At 59.1% G+C, this 21,837-nt stretch carries 17 protein-coding genes; 4 read left to right on the top strand and 13 right to left on the bottom strand.

Features of this window, described 5'->3' with window-relative positions; all coding sequences use genetic code 11:
* Positions 1-141: 141 nt before the first annotated feature.
* The 5 genes from EI291_RS03935 to EI291_RS03915 form a co-directional block, all read right to left on the bottom strand.
* Positions 142-2,838: a M56 family metallopeptidase gene (locus EI291_RS03935; protein WP_125418165.1), complete on the bottom strand. Its 2,697-nt coding sequence runs from the start codon at positions 2,836-2,838 to the stop codon at positions 142-144.
* On the bottom strand, positions 2,835-3,254 hold the full coding sequence (locus EI291_RS03930) for a BlaI/MecI/CopY family transcriptional regulator (RefSeq protein ID WP_125418163.1): 420 nt from the start codon (positions 3,252-3,254) through the stop codon (positions 2,835-2,837). Before EI291_RS03930 ends, EI291_RS03935 begins: the two co-directional genes overlap by 4 nt.
* A gap of 294 nt (positions 3,255-3,548) precedes the next feature.
* A complete protein-coding gene (gene folB, locus EI291_RS03925; RefSeq protein ID WP_125418161.1) occupies positions 3,549-3,905 on the bottom strand; it encodes a dihydroneopterin aldolase in 357 nt (118 codons plus the stop codon).
* Positions 3,906-4,053: 148 nt separating this feature from the next.
* Positions 4,054-5,022, bottom strand: a complete 969-nt coding sequence (locus tag EI291_RS03920; protein WP_170172486.1) for a DivIVA domain-containing protein — start codon at positions 5,020-5,022, stop codon at positions 4,054-4,056.
* A 140-nt stretch (positions 5,023-5,162) separates the two neighbouring features.
* Positions 5,163-6,092 (bottom strand): WD40 repeat domain-containing protein, encoded by a 930-nt coding sequence (locus EI291_RS03915; protein WP_125418157.1) that lies wholly within the window; start codon positions 6,090-6,092, stop codon positions 5,163-5,165.
* 137 nt (positions 6,093-6,229) lie between these two features.
* Here EI291_RS03915 and EI291_RS03910 point away from each other — a divergent pair, with 137 nt between their 5' ends.
* The gene (locus EI291_RS03910; RefSeq protein ID WP_125418155.1) at positions 6,230-6,889 is read left to right on the top strand and encodes a 4'-phosphopantetheinyl transferase family protein; all 660 of its coding nucleotides are present in this window, start codon (positions 6,230-6,232) and stop codon (positions 6,887-6,889) included.
* Positions 6,890-6,974: 85 nt separating this feature from the next.
* A complete protein-coding gene (locus EI291_RS03905) occupies positions 6,975-7,583 on the top strand; it encodes a redoxin domain-containing protein (RefSeq protein WP_125418153.1) in 609 nt (202 codons plus the stop codon).
* Positions 7,584-7,666: 83 nt separating this feature from the next.
* Here EI291_RS03905 and EI291_RS03900 read toward each other — a convergent pair whose 3' ends face one another.
* The 8 genes from EI291_RS03900 to EI291_RS03865 form a co-directional block, all read right to left on the bottom strand.
* Positions 7,667-8,542, bottom strand: coding sequence for a transglutaminase-like domain-containing protein (locus EI291_RS03900; RefSeq protein ID WP_125418151.1), 876 nt, complete (start codon positions 8,540-8,542; stop codon positions 7,667-7,669).
* A gap of 193 nt (positions 8,543-8,735) precedes the next feature.
* A complete protein-coding gene (gene poxB, locus EI291_RS03895) occupies positions 8,736-10,463 on the bottom strand; it encodes a ubiquinone-dependent pyruvate dehydrogenase (protein ID WP_125418149.1) in 1,728 nt (575 codons plus the stop codon).
* Positions 10,464-10,569: 106 nt separating this feature from the next.
* On the bottom strand, positions 10,570-11,421 hold the full coding sequence (locus EI291_RS03890) for a DUF5694 domain-containing protein (RefSeq protein ID WP_125418147.1): 852 nt from the start codon (positions 11,419-11,421) through the stop codon (positions 10,570-10,572).
* 518 nt (positions 11,422-11,939) lie between these two features.
* Positions 11,940-13,286: a hypothetical protein gene (locus EI291_RS03885; RefSeq protein WP_125418145.1), complete on the bottom strand. Its 1,347-nt coding sequence runs from the start codon at positions 13,284-13,286 to the stop codon at positions 11,940-11,942.
* A 364-nt stretch (positions 13,287-13,650) separates the two neighbouring features.
* Complete coding sequence (locus tag EI291_RS03880; protein WP_125418143.1) at positions 13,651-14,145, bottom strand: hypothetical protein; 495 nt, start codon at positions 14,143-14,145, stop codon at positions 13,651-13,653.
* Entirely contained in the window at positions 14,145-15,773 is a 1,629-nt protein-coding gene (locus EI291_RS03875) for an acyl-CoA carboxylase subunit beta (RefSeq protein WP_125418141.1), read from the bottom strand. Before EI291_RS03875 ends, EI291_RS03880 begins: the two co-directional genes overlap by 1 nt.
* A gap of 196 nt (positions 15,774-15,969) precedes the next feature.
* Positions 15,970-16,971 (bottom strand): MlaD family protein, encoded by a 1,002-nt coding sequence (locus tag EI291_RS03870; RefSeq protein WP_170172485.1) that lies wholly within the window; start codon positions 16,969-16,971, stop codon positions 15,970-15,972.
* Between the two features lie 65 nt (positions 16,972-17,036).
* Entirely contained in the window at positions 17,037-17,750 is a 714-nt protein-coding gene (locus tag EI291_RS03865) for an N-acetylmuramoyl-L-alanine amidase family protein (RefSeq protein ID WP_240635360.1), read from the bottom strand.
* 204 nt (positions 17,751-17,954) lie between these two features.
* On the opposite strand from EI291_RS03865, the gene EI291_RS03860 reads away from it, so the two are divergent.
* Both EI291_RS03860 and panB read left to right on the top strand, forming a co-directional pair.
* On the top strand, positions 17,955-20,795 hold the full coding sequence (locus tag EI291_RS03860; protein ID WP_125418137.1) for a putative LPS assembly protein LptD: 2,841 nt from the start codon (positions 17,955-17,957) through the stop codon (positions 20,793-20,795).
* 132 nt (positions 20,796-20,927) lie between these two features.
* Entirely contained in the window at positions 20,928-21,743 is an 816-nt protein-coding gene (panB, locus tag EI291_RS03855; RefSeq protein ID WP_125418135.1) for a 3-methyl-2-oxobutanoate hydroxymethyltransferase, read from the top strand.
* Positions 21,744-21,837 lie beyond the last annotated feature (94 nt).

The raw sequence follows: 21,837 nt of genomic DNA, 5'->3' as shown, positions 1-21,837 counted from the left end.
GGGTCGCCGCCCAGGCCACAGCCGGGCGGAATGCTGCAATAGATGCAGGCCGTAGCCTAACCGTTGCCTCTTCACAAATTCTTCACACTAAAAAAAATCGGCCGCCGTTGCAGCGGCGGCCGATAGTGACGGGCAGCTTGCTTACTCGCTTATCGAAATCTGCACATTACGGTGGGTATTGCGGCCGTTACCATCCGACTCATCCACCAGTTTCCGATACTTGTTGGCCAAAGCATCTGACTGCTTTTTGCCGTTGACGGTCAGGCCTTCGTCGTTCAGCTGAAACTGGAAGCTTTTCTCACTGGCTCCAATCACCCCGTCTTTGCGCAGCTCCGCCCGAATATTGTCGGAGTTGAAGCGCGGGGCGCGGGGCGGACGGGGCGGCGTGGGCGGAGCCGGTACGCCGGGTGCGGGCGGTGCCGGGGGTGCGGGTGGCGCACTAGGCCCGCGGAAGGTAGCCGTGGTGCCGGACGTCTGGCGGTTGAAGTTGTAGGAGCCTTTGAAGGGCCGGCCCGTCTGCTGCTCCACCAGTTTCAGGTACTTGTCGCGCACGGCGGCGGGCTGCTTTTTGCCGTTCACAGTGAGGTTGGCGGCGTTCAGGCTCAGCTGCACGCTGTTAGGGCTGGTGATAAGCCCATCTTTGCGTAATTCACGCAGCAGGGCGGCTTCGTCGGTCCGGTCATGCTCGGTGCGGCGCATCTGCTCCTCTTGACGACGCAGTTCGGATTCGGTGCGGCGCATGTCCCCTTCGTGCTTGCGCATATCGGCTTCCAGCCGGCGCATCTCGGCTTCGTGGCGGCGCATTTCAGCCTCTACCCGGCGGTGGGCGGCCTCATCGTCGCCGCCGTTACGGCTGCCGTCTTCGGCATCTTCCAGCTGGTCGCGCAGGTCTTCCTGGAAATCCTGGCGGGCATCCTGCTGCTGCTCCCGGATGTTTTCCAGCTGCTCCTCAATCCGCTCCCGCTGCTCGTCGTTCAGGTCCTCATCGGCAAGTGTACTGCGGAGTGATTTTTCAGCACCCTGCAAAGCTTGTAACCGGCTTTTCAGGCCCTGCGCACGGGCTTTCATTGCCTGGTTGGCCCACGCATCGGTACCGCGCTCCATATCCATGCGCCACTGTGAGTTCTCGCGCAGCTGGCGGCGGGCATCGGCGGCGGCACGCTGGGCATCGGCCTTGATGCGGGTTACTTCGGCGGTACTCAGGCCCGCCCCCGGGAACTGGAAGCTCCGGGCGAAACTATTGTCGAAAGTAGAGCTGAAGCCCCGGCCGCTGGCCCAGGCTTGCCGGCCGGCCGGCAGCTGAATCACCTCAACCTGGCTGGCCGCTTTCCGGCCTTTCGATTTGCCGGTGCTGGCCGTTTCTACCGGCTGCCCGTCAACCGACAGGCTGGTGATACGGCCTTTTTTATCTTTCTCAATTACCACCGTGCCGGGGCGGCTGCGGCCGGGGCCGGGCACTACCACCACCTGCTGGCGGGTACGCTTGCGTTTTTTGCCGTCGTCCTCTCCCCCATCATCCTCCGCCATCGAAGTATTGGCCTCAGCAAAACTCTGATTCGGAGAAGCGGCCGGCGCACTTAGCGCGGCCAGGTCATCCTCGCCGGCAATGGGCGGCAGCGTGGCCGGAGTGCCGGGGGCCAGGCTGGCGGCTTTCTTCTGCATCGTATCGGGCTCTGAACTTAGGAAGGGTAGCTGTTTCAGGCTGCTCTCCAGACCCGATTCATGGGCCGGCCGGGGGTCGGCCAGTGCCACGGCGGAAGTCAGCAGCACCAAGCCACTCAGCACCACGCAGGCTGCCATAAAACCTTCGGTGAAGGTGGGAGCCGTGCGGCCCTGCACCAGCCGGCGGATGCGGCCCAGCACTGAGCCATCGGGGCCCAGGGCCGACATGGCCAGGCGGGCTTCACTAGGTTCGGGAGTGGCGGTAAGCTCGGCCAGGGCCGCCAGGGCCCGGGCCACGGTGAGTGGGTTGCCACCTACCAAGGCTATGGCGGCGTCGTCGCAGCAGTTTTCCCGCTCCGTGCGCAGGCAGGCCGTAATAAACCACACGGCGGGGTGGTAGAAGAACAGCGTTTCAGCTACCGACTGCAGCAGGTTCATCAGGTAATCGCGGCGCTGCACGTGGGCCAGCTCGTGGGCCAGAATAGCTTCCAGATACGCTGCACTGAGGCCCGAAACCGTACCCAGCGGCAGCAGAATCACGGGCGACAGGTGGCCTACCACCACCGGCACCCGCACCAGCGCCGATTCCAGCAGCTGTACCGGCTGCGTGAGCCGGGCTTTGGCGGCCAGGGCCTGCAGGCGCTGCTGCCATTCCTCGGCCAGGGGCTGGACCCGGTAGCGGCGCAGGCGCTGCACATAGGCCAGCCCACCCAGCAAGCGGAGCGTCATGGCCAGCAACCCCAGCAGCCAGGCGGCCACCAGCACCGGCAGGTTGTTATCGAAGTAAGTAATCCAGGCCTGCAAGCCGGTTGGTGCGGCTGGCTCTACGGTTACTGTGGCTTCATTTGCAGCCGAGGCAACTACCGTGGTAGCCGCGGGCTTTACGCCGTCAGTCCGCATGGCAGCATCACCCACCACAAAGCCAGCCGTGGCCGACTGCGCTGCGGGCGGGGTAGCCGTGTAGTACCGGGCAAAGGTGATGCTCGCCAGCGTGAACAGCACCAGCAAGGCCGCCGCCGCCGTCCGGTAGCGGATTTCGGCCTGATGCTTACGCAGCAGCAGTAGCAGCCCGGCCAAGGCCAGCGCTACCACCGCCCCCTGCCATAGGGAGTGCACCAACGTCCAGCCCAGGGCGCGCACCAGCGCAGGGGGCAAAAAGGATTCCAGCCAGTTCATTGCGCGTCGGGAGTAGAAGGTGGAGTGGTATCGTTTTGAATTTCGATGTCGTTGAGCAGGCGGCGGATCTGGGCCAGCTCCTCGCGGGAGGTGCGGCGGTTACCCAGCGCCTGCATCACCAGTTTCATGGCCGAGCCCCCGAAGGTGGAATCCACGAACCGGTCGAGCAGCAGACCCTGGGTTTCTTCCTCGCGCACGGCAGCCCGGTACACATGGGTTTTGCTGTCGTCGTCGCGCAGCACCAGGCCTTTGTCCAGCATCAACTGCAGCAGCTTCAGGGAGGTGGTGTAGCCTACCTCCCGCCGCTGGTTCAGCTCGTCGTTCACGAACCGGACGGTGCTAGGGCCGTGCTGCCAGAGCACCTGCAGAATTTCCAGCTCCGATTCGGTGGGTTTGGGAATGGGTGATTTACTCATGAGAAAAACCTAAGGCACTAAATGAATGACTACCGAACCACCCGCCACCGTTGCCTGCCCGCCCCTACCTACGCGCCGGCAGAGCGTGACCGAAACACTACGAATCAGTTCGTACATCAAACATATACGAAGCATATCGTAGATGCAAGTTTTACCTACGATTTTTTTCGTATAATATTTCAACCACTTGTATATTAATGAAATTACAACAAAAAGCCTGTTAGGGGATAAGGATTCGACATTGTGCCGAATCCTTATCCCCTAACAGGCTTTTACGTTCTATGAACTACTCTCCTACCGCCGCCGCTCCAGCGTAACACGGGCCCGGTGACAGATGCCGCCCAGCGGTGGGTTGAACTTTGATACGCTCACCCGCACCCCGTTAACGTAGGGAAACTCCTCCAGCACCCGATCCAGCACTCGGTGGCCCAAATGTTCCAGCAGGCGGGCCGGGGCCTGCATTTCTTCAGCCACTACCCGGTACAGCACCTCGTAGTTCACCGTTTCGCGCAGCTGATCCGATTGCCCGGCGGCGTGCAAGTCCGTGTCGATGTATAAATCAACGCCGTACTTGTTCCCGATTTTCTGCTCCTCGTCGTAGTATCCGTGGAAGGCGAAAAACTCCATGCCTTCCAGTGCAATCTGGCCCATATGGTGAAATGGTGAGTTGGTGAAATAGTGAGCTTGACGGGCCAGTGGCGCGGTCACAAAAAAAACGAAGCCCGCCCCAACAGGCAGGCCTCGCACAATAGTCATTCACAAAATCCGTGAAATCTGCTCAATCCGCAAAATCCGTGTTCTAGATTTCGTCAAAAAACGACTTCTCGCCCAAATTGGCCGTCTGCATGCTGGGCTGGTCCGAGTGGCCGGGATGTGAAGGGGGCACGGGCTGCGGAATTTCCGGGCGGTCAGGCTGCCCCGGTTGGCTGGGCTGGCCGGGTTGCACATCGGGGTTGGGGGCACCGGGAATCGGCGCGCCGGGGCGCTCAATTTCGGGCTCGGGCCGCTCAGGATGATTAGGATCGGGTTGCTGGCCGGGCTTGGGGTTGTAGCCAATGGGGCGGCGCTCTGAGGCCTCAGCCGACGAGCCTCCGTGGAAAGCAGCAGTGCCGCCGGCAACGGCTGCGGCCGAAGAAGTAGCAGAAGTGGAAACGTACATGGCAGGGTCAGGTTTAGGTGATGGGTCCGCAGACTGCGGCCGGTTCACTTTTACGCTGGCCGCCCGCGAAAGGATGGCCGCCGTGCTGGCTTTGGGCCGGTTGCGGGCTTTTTCCACCTTATCCAGCGCTTCAGAGGCCAGATTGTGCAGGTCGCGGGTGAGGCCGTCGAGCAGGTTTTCCAGCCGCTGGCACTCCTGGCCCAGGCCGTTTACTTCCTTCTGCATGTCGGCCACGGTGCGCTCGGCCTGCTGGTAGGCCTCATCCACCACTGAGCGGGCCTTCTGGCGGGCATCGTTGAGAAGCTGCTCGGCCTGGAGCTGGGCTTCGCGGATGCGGAGCTGAGCGTCGCGCTGGGCTTGCTCGGTAATGCTGTTGCCGGTGTCCTCGGCGGTTTTGAGGGTGCGGTAGAGGCTGGTTTCCACCTCGCGCATCTTGCTTACCTCCTGGGTGGCGTGGTCGAGCTTGAGGCGCAGCTCCCGGTTTTCGTCGCCCATCCGCTCCCACTGCTGCGAGAGAGTAAGCAAAAAGGCCTGTACTTCATCCTTATCCAACCCCCGGAAGGCTTTTTCAAAGGTTTTCTGCCGAATATCGAGGGCGGTAATTTTCATAGGTACTTGGGAGCTAGAAGCCAGAAGAGAGGGGCGGCGGCACGAAGAGGCTCCAAGTACGAGAGAAAGACATTGAGTGTAGCAGCTGAGAAAAAGCATGGGGCCGTATGGGCTGCCCTTTACCAGCTCCTAACTCCTGACTACTCACTACTCTGGATTTCCCACACTGCCAGGCTCCGGTCGTCGCTACACGAAACTAGCCGTTTCCCGCTGCCCGGCCAAAATAACTTGTTTACGGAGGTGCCGTGGCCGGCGTGCCGGGCTTTGTCCACCACGCGCAGCAGCTGCCAGGTTTCGGCGTCCCAGAGCTTGATGCTTTTGTCCATACTGCAGGTGGCCAGCAGGCGGGCATCGGGCGAAAAGGCCAGGTGGTTGATGGTGAACATGTGGGCCACAATGCTGCGGTGTTCCCGGTAGCCGGCGGCCACGTCCCAGATGCGCAAATGCGCGTCGCGGCCGGCTGTGAGCAGGTAGCGCCCATCGGGGGAGTACGCGCAGGTGAATACCGAGTTGGTGGCTCCTTCCACGACCTGCTTCACTTCCAGCGACGCCGCGTCCAAGATGCGCACCTTGTGGTCGGAGCCGCCCACGGCCAGCTCGCCGCGCTGCTCATGCAGGGCCAGGCAGCGCAGGCTTTTATCGGCGAGGCGCAGCAGTTTTTCCACCCCGAAATCAGTGCCCCGCAGTACGGCCAACGTGCCGTCGCCCAGGGCCACGTACAGCCGGTTGTGCACCGCGGAATACGCCAGGTCGAAAATGGCTACCGGAGGAAGCGCCGTAGCATGCAGCAGCGTTTTGGCACCTAACTCCAGCACCTGTACGCCCTGAAAATTATGCCCCAGCACCAGCAGATTACGCTCCGGCAGGTGCAGCAGCGCATACACTGAGTTTTCCACGCGGGCCAGCAAGTCGCCATCCTGTTCGGGCGCATCGGCCTGCCAGGCTACCACCAGCCCATCCGCCCCCGATGAAAATACGGTTTGCTCACCGGCTACGCCCGAGAGGGCATACACACAGTCGCGGTGGCCGGTAAGAGAAGCTGCTTTGTGAACCTGCGGACGGGAAGACAAGGGTGAGGTTGTGAAAGGTGAAGTTGCGAAACCGCAGGGCGAAGATACCGCCCGGCAGCTACTCTGCCCGCTACACAGATATCAGGCCCTTATTTTCCCTCGTACCTTCACCTTCGCATACCTTCCTCTTTCACCACTTGCCGCTTCACGCCCTCTCCCCTATTTCCCAAACGGCCGCCCTGGGCCTGTGGCACCTGACGGAACCAGCTGAAATGCTTTGGGACCTGCTGCCTGCCCAGCCGCACTACCTGGCCCGCTTCCCCCAGGGCCGCGACGAGCTGCGGGCCCGGCAATGGCTGGCCGGCCGGGTGCTGGCCCACCACCTGCTGCGGGAGCTGAACGACACCCCCGCCACCCTGCACAACGACAAAAACGGCCGACCCTACTTCCAGGAGCTGCCCACTTACGGCGTTTCCCTCTCGCACTCCGGCGAGTGGGTAGCGGCGGTACTTTCCACCCAAGAGGCGGTTGGCATAGATATTGAACTGATCCGTCCCAAAGCTAAAAAGTTGGCTCCCCGGGTTCTAGCGGAATCTGAGTTAGCCGACGCTGGCAGCGACGCAACGAAGTATTGTCTGTATTGGAGTGCCAAGGAGACGCTGTATAAGCTGCATAGCCGCCGGGGCCTGGTGTTTAAAGAGCAATTGTTGCTCAGCCCGTTTGAGCTGCGGGAGGCAGGTGTGCTGACGGGGCACCTGCTGCTCGAAAACTCCCGCAGCCAACACCAGATTCAGTATCTGCACCCCCAACCCGACTACATTCTTACGTACACCATTGGTGAAATCAGGAATGAGTAGCGCAGACAGGCTACGGTCCTTTCTTTCTGCCTTTTTTGCGTAGCTATACGCACCCTTCCCTCGCCTCACCAGTTTCCCGCTCCTCATGTCTCTACGCCGACTTTCTATTGTTGCTGCCGCGGCCCTGCTGTTTTGCACGGTGGCCGTAAGCGCAGCCCGCGCCCAGGGCACCCGCTCCGTGGCCGATTTCAGCCTGAAGAATGCCTCTAATGCCGAAGTAGCACTGAAAAGCTACGCCGATAGCAAAGCCGTAGTAGTGGTATTTCTGAACCCCAGCTGCGCTTTTTCCAAGCTGTATCAGAGCCGACTCAGCGCCCTCAGCGCGGAGTATGGGGCCAAAGGGGTGCAGTTCCTGTTCGTGAATGCGCCCATCAACCTGGAGGCCAGTGCCGACGCCGGCGACGCGGAAAAGCTGAAGGTGAAATCCACCGGTGCCGATTTGCCTCTTCTTACCGATGAAGGCCAGAAAGTGAGCAACCTGCTGGGAGCCAGCAAAACCCCGGAGGCCGTAGTGCTGCAGCCCGTGGGCGACGGATTTGCCGTGCGCTACAAAGGGGCTATTGACGATAATCCGCAGGTGGAGGCTTATGTGAAGGAAAAATACGTGGAGCAGGTGCTCAACAACCTGCTGGCCGGCCGTCCGGCAGCCGTAGCCGATAAGCGCGCTGCCGGCTGCCTGATTAAGAAGTTTTAAAGTCCGTTGCCCGTTGTGAGTTGCCGGTTGCCCGTATACAAGAACGATACGGGCAACTGGCAACTCACAACGGGCAACGGAACCTACTCCTCGTCCGGCGAAGCGTCTGAATTGTCGGCTACCATTTCCACCGTCAGGATGGCCAGTAGCTGGCCTACTTCCGCGGCTTTGGCGGGCTCCTGCAATTTCTCGAAGCTGAGCTGCAGGTTACGCAGGGCGCGGCGCACAATATCCAGGTGTGAGCAGGGCTCGAAGAATATTTCGTTAGGCGTAAGATTGAGCTGCGCGATGTAGTGCTCAATATCAGTGCGGGAAAGCACCAGGCCTCGGTTGTAGCAGTTGATATAGAACGACTCCAGCGGCGGCTCCTGCCGGTACGTGAGTACAAACAGGTTGGGTAGGTTCACGCCAAACACCGGCAGTTTGAGGCGCTGGGCTACCAGCAGGTAAATTACGCAGAGTGTAAGCGGGTTACCCCGACGGGTTTCCAATACCCGGTGCAGCATGGAGTTGGCCGGGGAATGAAAATTCTGGGTGTTGGCAGCAAACTTATGGGCCCGAAACAGCACGTGGTTAAGGGCCTGTACCTGGTCGGCGGGGTGCATTTCGGGTTGCAGTAGCGTCCACACCTCAAAGCGTAGCTGCTCAATGGCCCGGTTCAGCACCTGAAAATCAGCATCGGGGTACTGGTAGCTGTTCAGCAGCCACATGCCTTCCAGCAGGTTTTCGCCGCCGGAGTCGCGCCACACGCGCAGGCGCTGCTGCAGGCCCTCAAACTGCAAATGGTGGATCAGATCTTCGAGGCGCTGCTGCTGCTGAGGATCCAGGGTTTCCTCCCAGCTTTCCTCCAGAAACGGAATAATAGTTTCGCCCAGCGTCTGGATTTTCTCCTGAATCTGCGGGGCAACTTCGGGGTCGTCGAGCAGGGAGATGAGGGCTTTTATTTCTTTGTTGGTCATGGAACGGCAAAGTGACGGCCGCAGCCGCGCAAGGCAGAAGTAGCAAATAAACACAACCCGCGCGTTTCAGCCCGCAGGCGTATCGGGAAATAACAGCCGATAAAGACCTTTTTGTTCGCTCACAGAGATTTTTAAGAAGTACATAGAACGTCATTCCTCGGCTGCGCTCGGAATGACGTTCTATTGCATCTCGTTACCGCAGCAGATTGGTTTTGGCCAGTTCCAGCACTTCATCCCCTCGCCCGCTCATAATGGCTTTCAAGGCGTAGAGGCTGAAGCCTTTTACCTGCGCAGCCTGGATGGTGGGCGGCATTGATAGCTCGGTGCGCTTTACCACGGCATCCAGCACCACCGGACCAGGGTGCGCCAGCATTTCGGCAATGGCTCCGGGCAAATCAGCGGGGTCCGATACGCGGATCCCCCGCACACCGGCCGCCTCAGCCAGGGCCGCGAAATTGGGGTTATCCAGCTCGGTACCGTACTCCAGAATACCCGCCGCCTTCATTTCCAGCTCCACAAAGGCCAGGCTGGCGTTGTTGAAGATGACGACTTTGACGGGCGTTTTCAGCTGCTTCAGCGTCAGCAGCTCCCCCATCAGCATGGCAAAGCCCCCATCACCGGCCAGGGCAATTACCTGCCGGCCGGGACTGGCCATTTGCGCCCCGAAAGCCTGGGGCATGGCGTTGGCCATACTGCCGTGGTTAAAAGAGCCAATCAGGCGCCGCCGGCCGTTCATGCGCAGGTAGCGGGCGGCCCAGATAGTGGGCGTACCCACGTCGCAGGTGAAGATGGCATCCTCGGCGGCCTGCTCGTTCAGGAGGCGGGCCACGTACTGCGGGTGCATGCTGGTGTCGCCGGCCTCCCCGGTAGCCAGCTCATCCAGACTCTGGCGGGCTTCCTGGTAATGATCCAGGGATTTCTGGAGGTGGTGGCGGTCCTGCTTGTGGTTGAGAATGGGTAGCAGGGCCTGCAGAGTAGCCGCTACATCACCCACCAAACCCACTTCCACCCGGGTGCGGCGGCCGATGTGCTCCCCGCGCAGGTCCACCTGCACCGTGCGGGTTTCCTGGGGCAGAAACTGGGTGTAGGGAAAATCAGTACCCAACATCAGCAGGGCATCGGCGTCCATGATGGCTGCATAGCCGGAGGTGAAGCCCAGCAGCCCGCTCATGCCCACATCGTAGGGGTTGTTGCCCTCCACGGATTCCTTGCCGCGCAGGGCGTGCACGATGGGGGCGCCCAGAGCTTCGGCCACCTGCAGCAGTTCAGCGTGGGCCTTGGCGCAGCCGGCCCCGGCCAGAATAGTCACCTTATTAGCGGTGTTAAGCACATCGGCGGCGGCGCGCAAATCGTCCATAGCCGGCACTAGCGTAGCCTTGCTGCGCAGAGCCGGCACCCGGGGTTCGGGGGCATCGGCTTCCTCGTACTGAATGTCGCCGGGAATCACCAGCACTGCCACGCCACGCTGCGTAAGGGCCGTTTGCACCGCCGATTCCACCATGCGCACGGCCTGGCCGGGGTTGCCCAGCAGCTCGCAGTAGGCGCTACACTCTTTGAAGGTGTTTTCGGGGTGAGTTTCCTGGAAGTAGCCGGTACCTATTTCGATGCTCGGAATCTGAGCCGCAATGGCCAGCACCGGCACGCGGCTGCGGTGGCAGTCGTAGAGGCCGTTGATGAGGTGGGTGTTGCCGGGGCCGCAGCTGCCGGCACACACGGCCAAGGAGCCGGTGAGGTGGGCCTCGGCCCCGGCGGCAAACGCGCCGGCTTCCTCGTTGCGCACGTGCACCCAATCAATGTTGTCGCGCTTCCGGATTTCATCGGTGAGGCCGTTGAGCGAATCGCCCACCACGCCGTACACGCGCCGCACGCCGGCCGCCACCAGGGTATCTACCAGTATTTCCGCTACGGTTTTCTTTGCCATAATCCAGGGGTTAAGTCCGGAAGGCTATACGGCAACTTTTGCTTTTCTGACCATCAACCTCATGCATCAGTATTTCCTCCCACAATCTACTTCCCGACCGTGCTCCTTACTTTTTCAAGTACTTCCGCGACTCCACCACCCGGAACTCCGGGTCACTGGCGAAGATGCTTTGCAACGAGCCAATGTGGGCCGCCCCAAACAGGGCCAGCACCCGCTGCGGCCGGATCTGCAGCGCCTGCGTGACGATGTTGGAGTAGATTTTATAATCTCGGTTCTTGAACACCGAAATCAGTTCCGCCCCAATGTAGCGCGGGTTTACAAAGGCCGTGTCCACGGCTGCATCGGGGTTGGTGAAGCGGCTATTGGTAACGCGGGCCGGTGTTACGTAGCGCAGCCGGTACACCAGGTTGTATACCTCCGGCTGGTTGATGGCGGCCAGATAGCGGGACAAAGCCAGGCTGCCGTCTTCCAGCGCAGCCTTTTTGGCCCCGGCTACTTTGCTCAGCTCCGCCCCGGCCTGCTGGTATAGCGCAATGTTCTGGCCGGTGCGCAGAATGCCCTGCGACGTGCCGCCGGGGGCATTGGCGCAGTAAATCCGGGGCAGCTGCAGCTGCTTGCCCAGCCGGAAAGCCACCTGATACACCTCGCTACGGCCGCCGGGCAGCGTGGCTAGGTCCAGCTTATCCTGCCGGTACAGAGCGTACAGGCTGTCGAGGCGGGGCTGCTCCTCGGGCAGCATTTCCACCACCAGCATATCGGGACGGAACCGGGCAATGGCGGCGGTGAAGCGGCCGATTTCTTGTTGCCCCTGGGGCGTCAGAACATCGGTGGCGGGCTTATCGGGTTTGTAGATCTGGTTGAGGTGGTCGCAGCCGACAATCATCACCTCGGCCGGTTTTTGAGCGAAGCAGGTGTGAGTAATGAATCCAAAAAGGATGGCAAGACAGATCGATTTCATGAATAAAGATTGAATACTGCGTTAAAAACACGATTTACAAGCTGCTTTCGGTTTATTCACCAGCGTGCTTAGGCGGCCTGCTTCGGTACCGGTAGCTGCACCAACCAGATTGGGCATACGCGGCACCCAGTGGCTTTCTGTACAGCAGACGCCAACCGCCTGTCCAAACGTTGCCTCAATACATTTTTAACGGTTTCCCGAATGGTACCACCTGGTTCGAACGGCGGCGCAAGACCGTAGATCTGAGCTGCTGATTGTGGTCAGGCCAGGCAGTTGCACAGGTGAGAAGACGCTTCTGCTGAGAAAGAAAAAGCCCGCCTCCTCAAAGGAAGCGGGCTTTTCAATAAGCGTAATTGAGAAAATGCTTTTAGGCTGTGTCTGAAAACTCCAAAACAGTCATGCTGCGCTTGCCGAAGCATCTCTACCGCTTCGGATGAACCGTCTGGTGAAGCGGTAGAGATGCTTCGGCAAGCGCAGCATGACGTTCAGCGAGTTGCAAATGACTTTTCAGACACAGCCTAATTCTGGCGCACGATGGTCATGTTGCCGTTTCCGGTCTGCGTCACGTCGCTACGGTTACTGGTGCCGCCCTGGTAGGTGCGAGCCTCGTTGCTGCTGCCAACCTGCAGCTGGCGGGCGTAGGCGTCGTTGCTGGCCTGACTGATGGAGCCGTAGTTGCCGCCGGATGCTCCATCCCGCTGATCCTGCAGGGCGGTGTTGCGGTTTCCGAGTTCCTCTACCACAGCCCGGTGCCCCTGCCCCTGCTGGCTCTGCGCAGCGGTATTGTTATTTCCCTGCTGCATGGTAGATGCCTGCACAAATCCGCTGAAACCCGCCGTGCCATGCTGCTGCGTGGCGGCGTTATTGTTGCCCTTCTGCTGGATGCTGGCAATGGAAAAACCCGCGTTGGCCTGGGTTTGAGTGGCCTCGTTGCGGTTGCCGGTCTGGGTGGCCGTGGCCCGCACCGATGTCACGTCCGTCTGGCTCTGGATAGTGGCGTTATTGTTACCATTCTGATAAGCCGCGGCTTCCACGCCCCCATACCCTCCAGCATGATTCTGGGTTTGGGTGGCGGTATTGCCATTACCAATCTGCTGAATCAAAGCCGTGGAATAAGCACTGCCCCGGCTGCTTTGCGTCTGGCGGGCCGTGTTGTTGTTACCCTGCTGCTCAATGCTGGCCGTCATATAGGCATTTGAGCTTTGATTTTGCTGCTCCTGGCGGGCCGCATTGTTATTGCCCTGCTGCAGTACACTGGCGCGGGTACTGGATGAGCCCGAGGCATATTGCTGCTGACCGGACGTGTTGTTGGCTCCCAGCTGCCGGGCCGTAACACTGCCGCCGTACACATTGGTAGACTGGGCCTGCGTAGCGCGGTTATTGTTACCTATTGCCTGATAAATTTCGGCGTAGGCGTTGCGGCCATCCTGGTTTTGCGTGGCGTAGTTGCCGCCGCTACGCTGGTCAATGGAGGCCGCGTGACTGAAGCCTCCCTGAAACTGACTGGCGTAGTTCCCGTCGCTGCCAGCCGCGGTTGAGCCTTGGCGAATGTACGCTCTGTTGGCACCTCGGCTTACATCAGATGATTGGTTCTGCACAGCCTGCTGGCGGTTACCCATCTGGTCAGTCTGGGCGAAGTGCTGGCTGCCGGCCTGCGTTTGGGTTACCTGATTGTTGTTACCGCTGCTGCTACCACCATTGACGGCAGCATCATTCTGACGGGCAATGGCCGTGTTGTCCCGGCCCGTTTGCGTTACCGTCACCCGATTGTCGTTGCCGTAACTGGTGGAGGTTTGGGTGTTATTCTGCGCTGAAACAGCGCCGCTCGCCAGTAAAGCGGCGAATAGTACTGGGGTTGATTTCATGCTAATGGGATAGAAAATGAAAAAATGAGACACGCCCGATAGGCTGTGGGTCAGTTATCGGCAAGTCAATCTATATAAATATTTATAAAAAAAATACTTTAAATACCTTTTAACAACCCATTATTTCAAAGAGCACGGCAGTGTATCACCCGACTGTTACCTTTTTTCAAACCTGCCTACTCTACTCAAAACTACCTAAAACACAAGCTCCGGGAAGAGGCATGCCAGACTCCCGTTAGCCGGATAAGTCATGAATTACTGTATTCAAGCACTGGTGCTTTCTCACAAATGCAACGGCCCGCCGTACCAGATGGTAGCGGCGGGCCGAGGATTAACGAGCACAGCGCAAAGATGGTATTTGGTTCTATGCGTCTAGCAGGTTTCGCAAGATTTGTCCGTCAGGAAACACCTCCAAGAATCGATAACCGAGCTTTTCATCTCTAAACTTTATCAAAGTGATGTCACTATCAAAGCACACTACTTCTATTTCAGAGGCGGCCAATTGGAATGACTCTGGCTTAGTCCACAGTTCCCCGTTTCCATCAGCGTAAGGCACCTCTTCATTCGACAGATTAGGAACCTCACCTGATACACCGCAGAAGACGCCCCATACTACCTGAATGTCCTTACCTACCATAGCTTCATATAGCGTTTTACCAGGTACTACTGCATATGAGTAATAATGCTTCATCTGGTCTTCCCACCCGGCAACCATTGGTATATTCTCTCCAAGGTGCAAGCACTGCAGGTTAGAAATAATCCAACTTAGTTCTTCAACCTGCGGACGAAGAGCAGGTAGTAGCCGACCTAAATCGGTCTGCCACCTAAACTGCGGTGGATTCTCCAGCAGAATTGTCATCACACCTGAATCACGCCCACGTTATAGGCCTTTTCAATCGGCGCGTGGTTGGCCATGCTGATGCCCTGGGAGATGACTTTGCGGGTTTCCAGCGGGTCAATGATAGCATCGACCCAGAGGCGTGCTGCCGCGTAGTAGGGCGAGAGTTGCTCGTCGTAGCGGGCCTTGATGTTGTCGAACATTTCCTTTTTGGCTTCGTCCGTCAGCTTTTCGCCCTTGCCCTCGGCGGCGGCTACCTGAATCTGCAGGAGCGTGTTGGCGGCGGCGGCCCCGCTCATCACGGCTAGTTGGGCGGTGGGCCAGGCCACAATCAGGCGGGGGTCGTAGGCTTTGCCGCACATGGCGTAGTTGCCGGCCCCGTAGCTGTTGCCCACGATGACGGAGAACTTCGGCACCACGGAGTTGGCCATGGCATTCACCATCTTCGCCCCGTCCTTGATGATGCCGCCGTGCTCTGATTGCGAGCCAACCATAAAGCCCGACACGTCGTGCAGGAACACCAGCGGAATCTTCTTCTGGTTGCAGTTCATGATGAAGCGCGCGGCCTTGTCGGCCGAATCGGAGTAGATAACGCCGCCCATCTGCATGGCGCCCTTTTTGGTCTTCACGATTTTGCGCTGGTTGGCCACAATGCCCACGGCCCAGCCATCAATGCGCGCCAGCCCGCAAATCAGGCTCTGGCCGTAGAGGTCCTTGTAGGGCTCGAACTCGGAGTTATCGACCAAGCGGTTGATGATGTCCATCATATCGTAGGGCTTGGCGCGGTCGGCGGGCAGCAGGCCGTAGATTTCCTTCTCATCCTGGGCCGGGGCCTGGGGTGCTTTACGTGAGAAGCCGGCCGTGGCCTGCCCGCCCATCTTATCGAAGATGTTGCGGATGTGGTCGAGGCACTCTTCGTCGTTGGCAAATTTGTAATCTGTCACGCCCGAAATTTCGGAGTGGGTGGTAGCCCCGCCCAGCGTTTCGTTGTCGATGGATTCGCCAATGGCCGACTTCACCAGGTAGGAGCCCGCCAGGAACACCGAGCCGGTGCCGTCCACAATCATGGCCTCGTCGGACATAATGGGCAGGTAGGCCCCGCCGGCAACGCAGGGGCCCATAATGGCAGCCAGCTGCACAATACCCATGCTGCTCATCACGGCGTTGTTGCGGAAGATGCGGCCGAAATGCTCCTTATCCGGAAAGATTTCGTCCTGCATCGGCAGGTACACGCCCGCCGAATCGACGAGGTAAATGATGGGCAGCTTGTTTTCGATGCTGATTTCCTGGGCCCGCAGGTTCTTTTTGGCGGTAATCGGGAACCAGGCCCCAGCCTTCACCGTGGCGTCGTTGGCTACTACCACGCACTGCCGGCCCTGCACCCAGCCAATCACCACCACCACGCCGCCGCCAGGGCAGCCGCCTTCCTCCTTGTACATCCCCTCCCCGGCAAACGCCCCGATTTCCACGGTTTCGGTGCCCTTGTCGAGCAGGTACTCAATCCGCTCCCGGGCCGTGAGCTTGCCCTTGGCTTTGTGGGCCGCAATGCGCTTCTCGCCGCCACCGAGGGCCACTTTCTCCAGCCGCTTTTTCAGCTGGAAGTTGAGTTGCTTGATGCTGTCTTCGTTCTTGTTGAATTCGAGGTTCATTGGGGGTGGGAATGGGTGGGAGCGGTGAGATAGTGAAGTGGTGAAATGGCGAGTTTGGCGTTCCGAGCAAGCCATAAGCCCGTCAAACTCACTATTTCGCAATTTCACTATTCCACCTTTGGGTAGAAGAGCAAAAAAAATCCGCCCCTCGCAGGGCGGATTCAAAGGTAAGAGGATTGCTGTTTGTGGCAGACACCTACTTCACGGTGGTTTTCACTTCAGTTTCGGTGGTGGTGCCGTTAGGTTTCACGGTCGTGGTTTCGGTTTCCTTTTTGGCTTTACCTCCGCCCCCGAACACCGAGAAATGCACGTAGTTTTTGGGGTTAGCCTTCAGATCCTGCAGCAGCGCGTTGGAGCTGGCGGCGGTGGCGTTGAGGTTGTTATACAGCGTGGAGTCGCGCAGGAGCTTGCCCAGGGAGCCCTGCTGGTCCGAAAGGGACCGGTTGAGCGTGGTCATGGTTTGCTGAGCCTCGCCCATGGTGGCGTTGAGCTTGCGCATGGCCGGGCCGACCGGGGCCCCCTTAAGCGAGTCGCTGAGCGTGGAGAAGTTGCTGGCAATCCGGTCGAACTTGGCGCTGGTTTTATTCAGCTCCGAGGTCAGGCGGGCCATATTGGTAGTAATCTGGTTGATGTTCCGCTGGTTCATCAGCAGCAGGTTTTTCAGGGCCTCGGTGCTGCCCTGGGCATTGAGCAGCGTGGCCTGCAGGCTCACGCGGGCGTCTTTATTTAGGAAGCCGTTTACCTTAATCAGGGTTGAATCGACGGTACCCAGCACGGGCAGGGCCTTAGCCTGGAAGGCATCGGTAATGCTGGCTACGGTGTAGGACTTCAGCTCCTGGCCCCCGTCGTACACCTTGCTGTCTTTACCCAGAAACAGGGTAATGGTTTTCGAGCCCAGCAGCGAGCCGCTCAGGCTGGCCACCGTGGAGTCACCCACGGTCACGCCTTTCTGCAGCTCCACGGCCACTTTCACGCGGTTGCCCTCTTCCGGCACCAGCGTCATTTCCTTTACCTGACCTACCTTGATACCGTTCAGAATTACGGGGTTGCCCACGTTCAGGCCGTCCACGTTGTCGTACTTGGCGTAGTAGGTGCGGTCCGAGGACAGCAGGTTGCTTCCTTTGAGGAATTGAAAGCCCACGATGAGCAGGGCAATGGCCACAATACCCAGCAGGGCTACTTTAATTTCTTTCGACACGGTGGTCAGCGGTTGGTTGGAGGGAGAGTCAGGAGGCTGGGGCCGGGTTGCACGGCCCGGCAGGGTTACTCACCCGAGGCGGCTTCCAGCTCGTTTTTATAGTCGCGGAAGGCCCGGTAGATGCCCGAGGCCATATACGTCTGATTGTCCTTATCGTTCAGATACAGTTCTTCCTGCCGGTTGGTAAGAAAGCCCGACTCGATGAGTACGGCCGGCATGGTGGATTTCCAGAGCACCAGAAAGCCCGCCTGCTTTACTCCACGGGAGGGCCGGCCCACGGTAGTGCGGAACTGCCGGTCCACCTTCTGGGCAAACCGGATACTGTTTACCATATGGGCGCTCTGGTAGAGCGAAAACAGAATATGGCTCTGGGGCGAAGTCGGATCGAAGCCGTTATAGCGCTCCTTATAGTTGTCTTCCTGTAGAATTACCGAGTTTTCGCGCTTGGCCACCGCCAGGTTGGCATCGGTCTTGTGCGGGCCCATCGTCCAGACCTCGGTACCGTTGGCAGCCGCGGCGGAGGCGTTGCAGTGTACTGAAATGAACAGATCGGCGTTGTTCTTATTCGCAATACCCGCCCGGTCGGCCAGCTCCACAAACACGTCGGTTTTGCGGGTGTATACAACCTTTACGTCCGGCATGTTCTCTTCTATCTGCCGGCCCAGAGCCAGAATTATTTTTAGCGCCACATCGGCTTCGCGGGCTTTTACGCCGGCGCAGCCTCTATCCTTGCCCCCATGCCCCGCATCCAGCACCACCGTACGCAGCCGATACCGCACCGGCGACGGCGCCGCAGTAGGCTCCGAATGCTGAGGAAAAGCAAAACCGGCGAGGGAAAACAGGGCCGCCATGCCCAGAGCGACAATATTCCGCACGGAGTTCGTTAGTTGGGGCAGCGACCCGCTACCTTTGCAAACCGCCACAAAATAAACGATAAAAACTACGTGGCCTCATTCGCGCCTGTGTTCCCTACTGTATTGCGTGTGTTATGGCCGCTGCGGCGGCTCTCCGGCCTGCTCACGCTGGTGCTGAGCCTGGGCCTGCTTGTGCCGGCCGTTGCCCAGCAGCGCCCGAGCACTACCAACGTGCCCGCCGATGTGCGGACCACGGCGCCCAAAATTCTGAACCCGCCCCCCGCCGGCCCGGTGCGCGATACTACGGGCCTGCAGGTATCGGGCACGCCCGACACCATGCGGGTGGCCGCCGGCCGGAAAGGCGCGGTGGAAAGTACGGTGAAGTACAAGGCCCAGGACTCCATCCGGTTTGAGGTGCAGAACAAGCGCGCCATTCTCTACGACAAAGCCAACGTGGACTACGGCGAGATGAACCTGAAAGCCGCGCTGATTACCGTGGACTACAGCAAGAACCTGGTTACGGCCGAGGGCGCCGCCGACTCTACCGGCCGCGTGCAGGACAAGCCGGTATTTGTGCAGGGCGGCACCACGTACCAGGCCGGCCGCATCGACTACAACATCAAGAGCAAGCGGGGCCGCATTACCGATGTGGTTACGCAGCAGGGCGAAGGGTACATCCACGCCGAAACCATCAAGAAGAACGAGCTGAACGAAATGTTCGGGGTGCACGGGCGCTACACCACCTGTAACCTGGAGCATCCACACTTCTACATCAACGCCAGCAAGATGAAGGTGATACCGGGCCAGAGCGTGGTTACGGGACCTTTCAATCTGGTTATCGGGGATATTCCGACGCCGCTGGGCTTTCTGTTCGGGTATTTCCCCTCGCCTAAAAACAAGCGCCGCTCCTCCGGCCTGATTATTCCCACGTTCGGACAGGCCGCCGACCGGGGCTTTTTCCTGCGCAACGGGGGCTACTACTGGGCCGCCAATGAACACATCGGCGTGCGCCTCACCGGCGACATCTACTCCGGCAACGCCGACCGGTTCGGGGGCTGGCGCGGCACCGCCGAAATGCAGTATATCACCCGGTACCGCTACCAGGGCCTGTTCACGTTTAATTACAGCTCCCAGCCCACGGAGCGCCTGCTGGGTACTACCGACGCCAATACCAATCCCGCGTACAACGTCCCCCGCTCGGCCCGCACGTTTGCCCTGATGTGGAACCACACGCCGGTACCTCGTCCCAACGGGGGCCGGTTCTCGGCCAATGTAAACGTGAGCAGCAACAACTATTTCCGCCAGAACTCCTACAACGTGCGGAATTACCTCAGCTCCGCGTTCCAGTCCACCATCACCTACTCCAAGCAGCTGCGGTACGCGCCCATCAACTACAGCGTAAACCTGAGCCAGAGCCAGAATAACCAGACCGGCACCATGGACTTCACGCTGCCCGACGTGTCGGCGCAGCTGGCCCGGCAGTACGTGTATGATATTCTGAAAATTCAGCCCCGCAAGGCGTACGAGCAGCTGGCCTTCTCCTATGATCTGACGTTCCAGAACAAACTGTCCAATAATATTGCCGCCCGCCAGATTAACGGCGGCGCCATTCCGCTGCTGGGTGGCTCCAGCACGGCCCTGATTATGCCCGTGAAGCTGAAGAACATTGATAAGCTGCTGCGTAACTCTCAAACGGGCATGCGCCATAATTTCGGCATTACGCTGGGCAGCTTCAATTTTGCCCACCTTAATTTCAGCCCCACGGTCACCTACAACGAAATCTGGTATTTCAAGCGGCTGGACTACTCTTATAACGAAACGGCCAAAGCCATTCGGGTGGATACCACGGTCAGCTTCAACCGTCTCAGCGCCGTATCCTATGGGGCCAGCATGAGCACCAACCTCTATGGGACCCTTGTGCGCAAAGGCACTCACAAGATTCAGGCCCTGCGCCACAAAATCACGCCCAGCCTCACCTACAACTACACACCCACCAGCTCGGCCAGAAATTCGGGGCTGGAGCGGATTGCTACCCCCGGCCTGCGCGACCCCGCCACCGGCCGCCTATACGAAGAGGGCGAGACGTATATTGCCAATGGCAATGGCTTTCTGCTGCCCCAGTACAATGGATTCATCTACGGCTACCCCACGGCCACGCGCGTCAGCCAGCTGAGCTTCTCGCTGCAGAATGCCGTGGAAATGAAGGTGCGCAACTCCAACGACACCACCGGCAATACGCCCTTCAACAAAGTAAGCCTGATTGACGGGCTGGACTTCAGCACCGGCTACAACTTTGCGGCCGACCGGCTGAACCTGGCGCCGCTGTCGTCCACGTTCCGGACGCAGGTTGCCCGCAAGCTCAACGTGACCCTGAACGCCAACTTCGAGTTCTACCAGCGCGACTCCACCGGCACGCTGATTAACAGATACCTCTGGCAGCAGGATAACATCCGGATTGCCCGCCTTTCCACGGCCAATGCCTCGCTGTCGTATCAGTTCAACCCGGCGCAGGGAGCCAAAAAATCGACCATCAAGCGGGATGCGGCTCCGGTGAATGACCCGCAGCTGGGTTCTCCCCGCATGATAAACCCCTACGAGGATTACGTGGATTTCTCGATTCCGTGGGAGCTGAATACCAGCTTTACGGCCTCCTACGCCAACCAAGGCCCGTTGCCGGAGCTGACCTCACGTCCCCGCAGGTCGCCGTACACGGCGGCTACGCTCAACCTGAACGGCTCAGTGAAGCTCACCGAAACCTTCCGCTTCGGCTTCAGCACCAACTACGACTTCATCAACCGTACGCCGGCCTTCACCTCGCTCGACTTCACCAAAGATCTGCACTGCTGGCAGATCAACGGCAACTGGCGCCCCTTTGGCACCACACGGGGCTATTTCGTTACTATTGCCGCCAAATCGACGCTGCTCCAGAGCCTGAAGCTGAGCCGCAACCGCACCTTCCTGAACTACTAGCCACTGTAGCTGCTCAGGTCCCGTAGCCGGCAAAATACTCGTGGTGGCCCGGCCGATTAAAAGAAATTAGGCACTTTTGCCCCGCCCCTGGCAATGGCCACCGGTTTCTTTTACTTTCTTTTCCCTACCTCTATGTCTCAGCACAAAGAAGTCAAACTCGTGACCACGCACCAGCTGCTGGCCATGAAACAGCGCGGTGAAAAAATTTCCATGCTCACCGCCTACGACTTCTCGATGGCGCAGATTCTGGACGGCGCGGGCGTGGATGTACTGCTGGTCGGCGACTCGGCTTCCAACGTCATGGCCGGCCACGAAACCACCCTACCTATTACCCTCGACCAGATGATTTACCATGCTCAGAGCGTGGTGCGCGCTGTGAAGCGGGCGTTTGTGGTGGTGGATATGCCGTTCGGCTCCTATCAGGGCAACTCCTCCGAGGCACTGCGCTCCGCCATTCGCATCATGAAGGAATCAGGCGGACACGGTATCAAGCTGGAAGGCGGTGCCGAAATCAAAGACAGCATCACGCGCATTCTGACGGCCGGCATTCCCGTAATGGGCCATTTGGGGCTTACTCCCCAAAGTATTTATAAATTTGGCACTTACACGGTGCGGGCCAAGGAAGAGGCCGAGGCGCAGAAGCTGATTGAGGACGCGCTGCTACTCCAGGAAATTGGCTGCTTTGCCCTGGTGCTGGAAAAAATTCCGTCGTCTCTGGCCAAACAGGTAGCCGAGAAGCTGACTATCCCGGTTATTGGCATTGGGGCCGGCCCCGATGTAGACGGGCAGGTGCTAGTGGTGCATGATATGCTGGGCATTACCAAAGAGTTCAAGCCCCGCTTCCTGCGCCGCTATGCCGAGCTGGGCGACCTGATGCACGATGCCGTGCAACGGTATATTCAGGACGTAAAAGCCCGCGACTTCCCCACGTCGGAAGAAGCGTATTAAACCAATTAAAAATGAAGAATTAAAAATTAAAAATTACGCTACTGGACTTGCAACACGAACTTCACAGTCCGCTTGCTTCACCCCATTCTTAATT

It is taken from the genome of Hymenobacter rigui, assembly GCF_003944715.1.
Lineage (GTDB): Bacteria > Bacteroidota > Bacteroidia > Cytophagales > Hymenobacteraceae > Hymenobacter > Hymenobacter rigui.
This window is presented reverse-complemented; position numbering and strand designations above follow the sequence as displayed.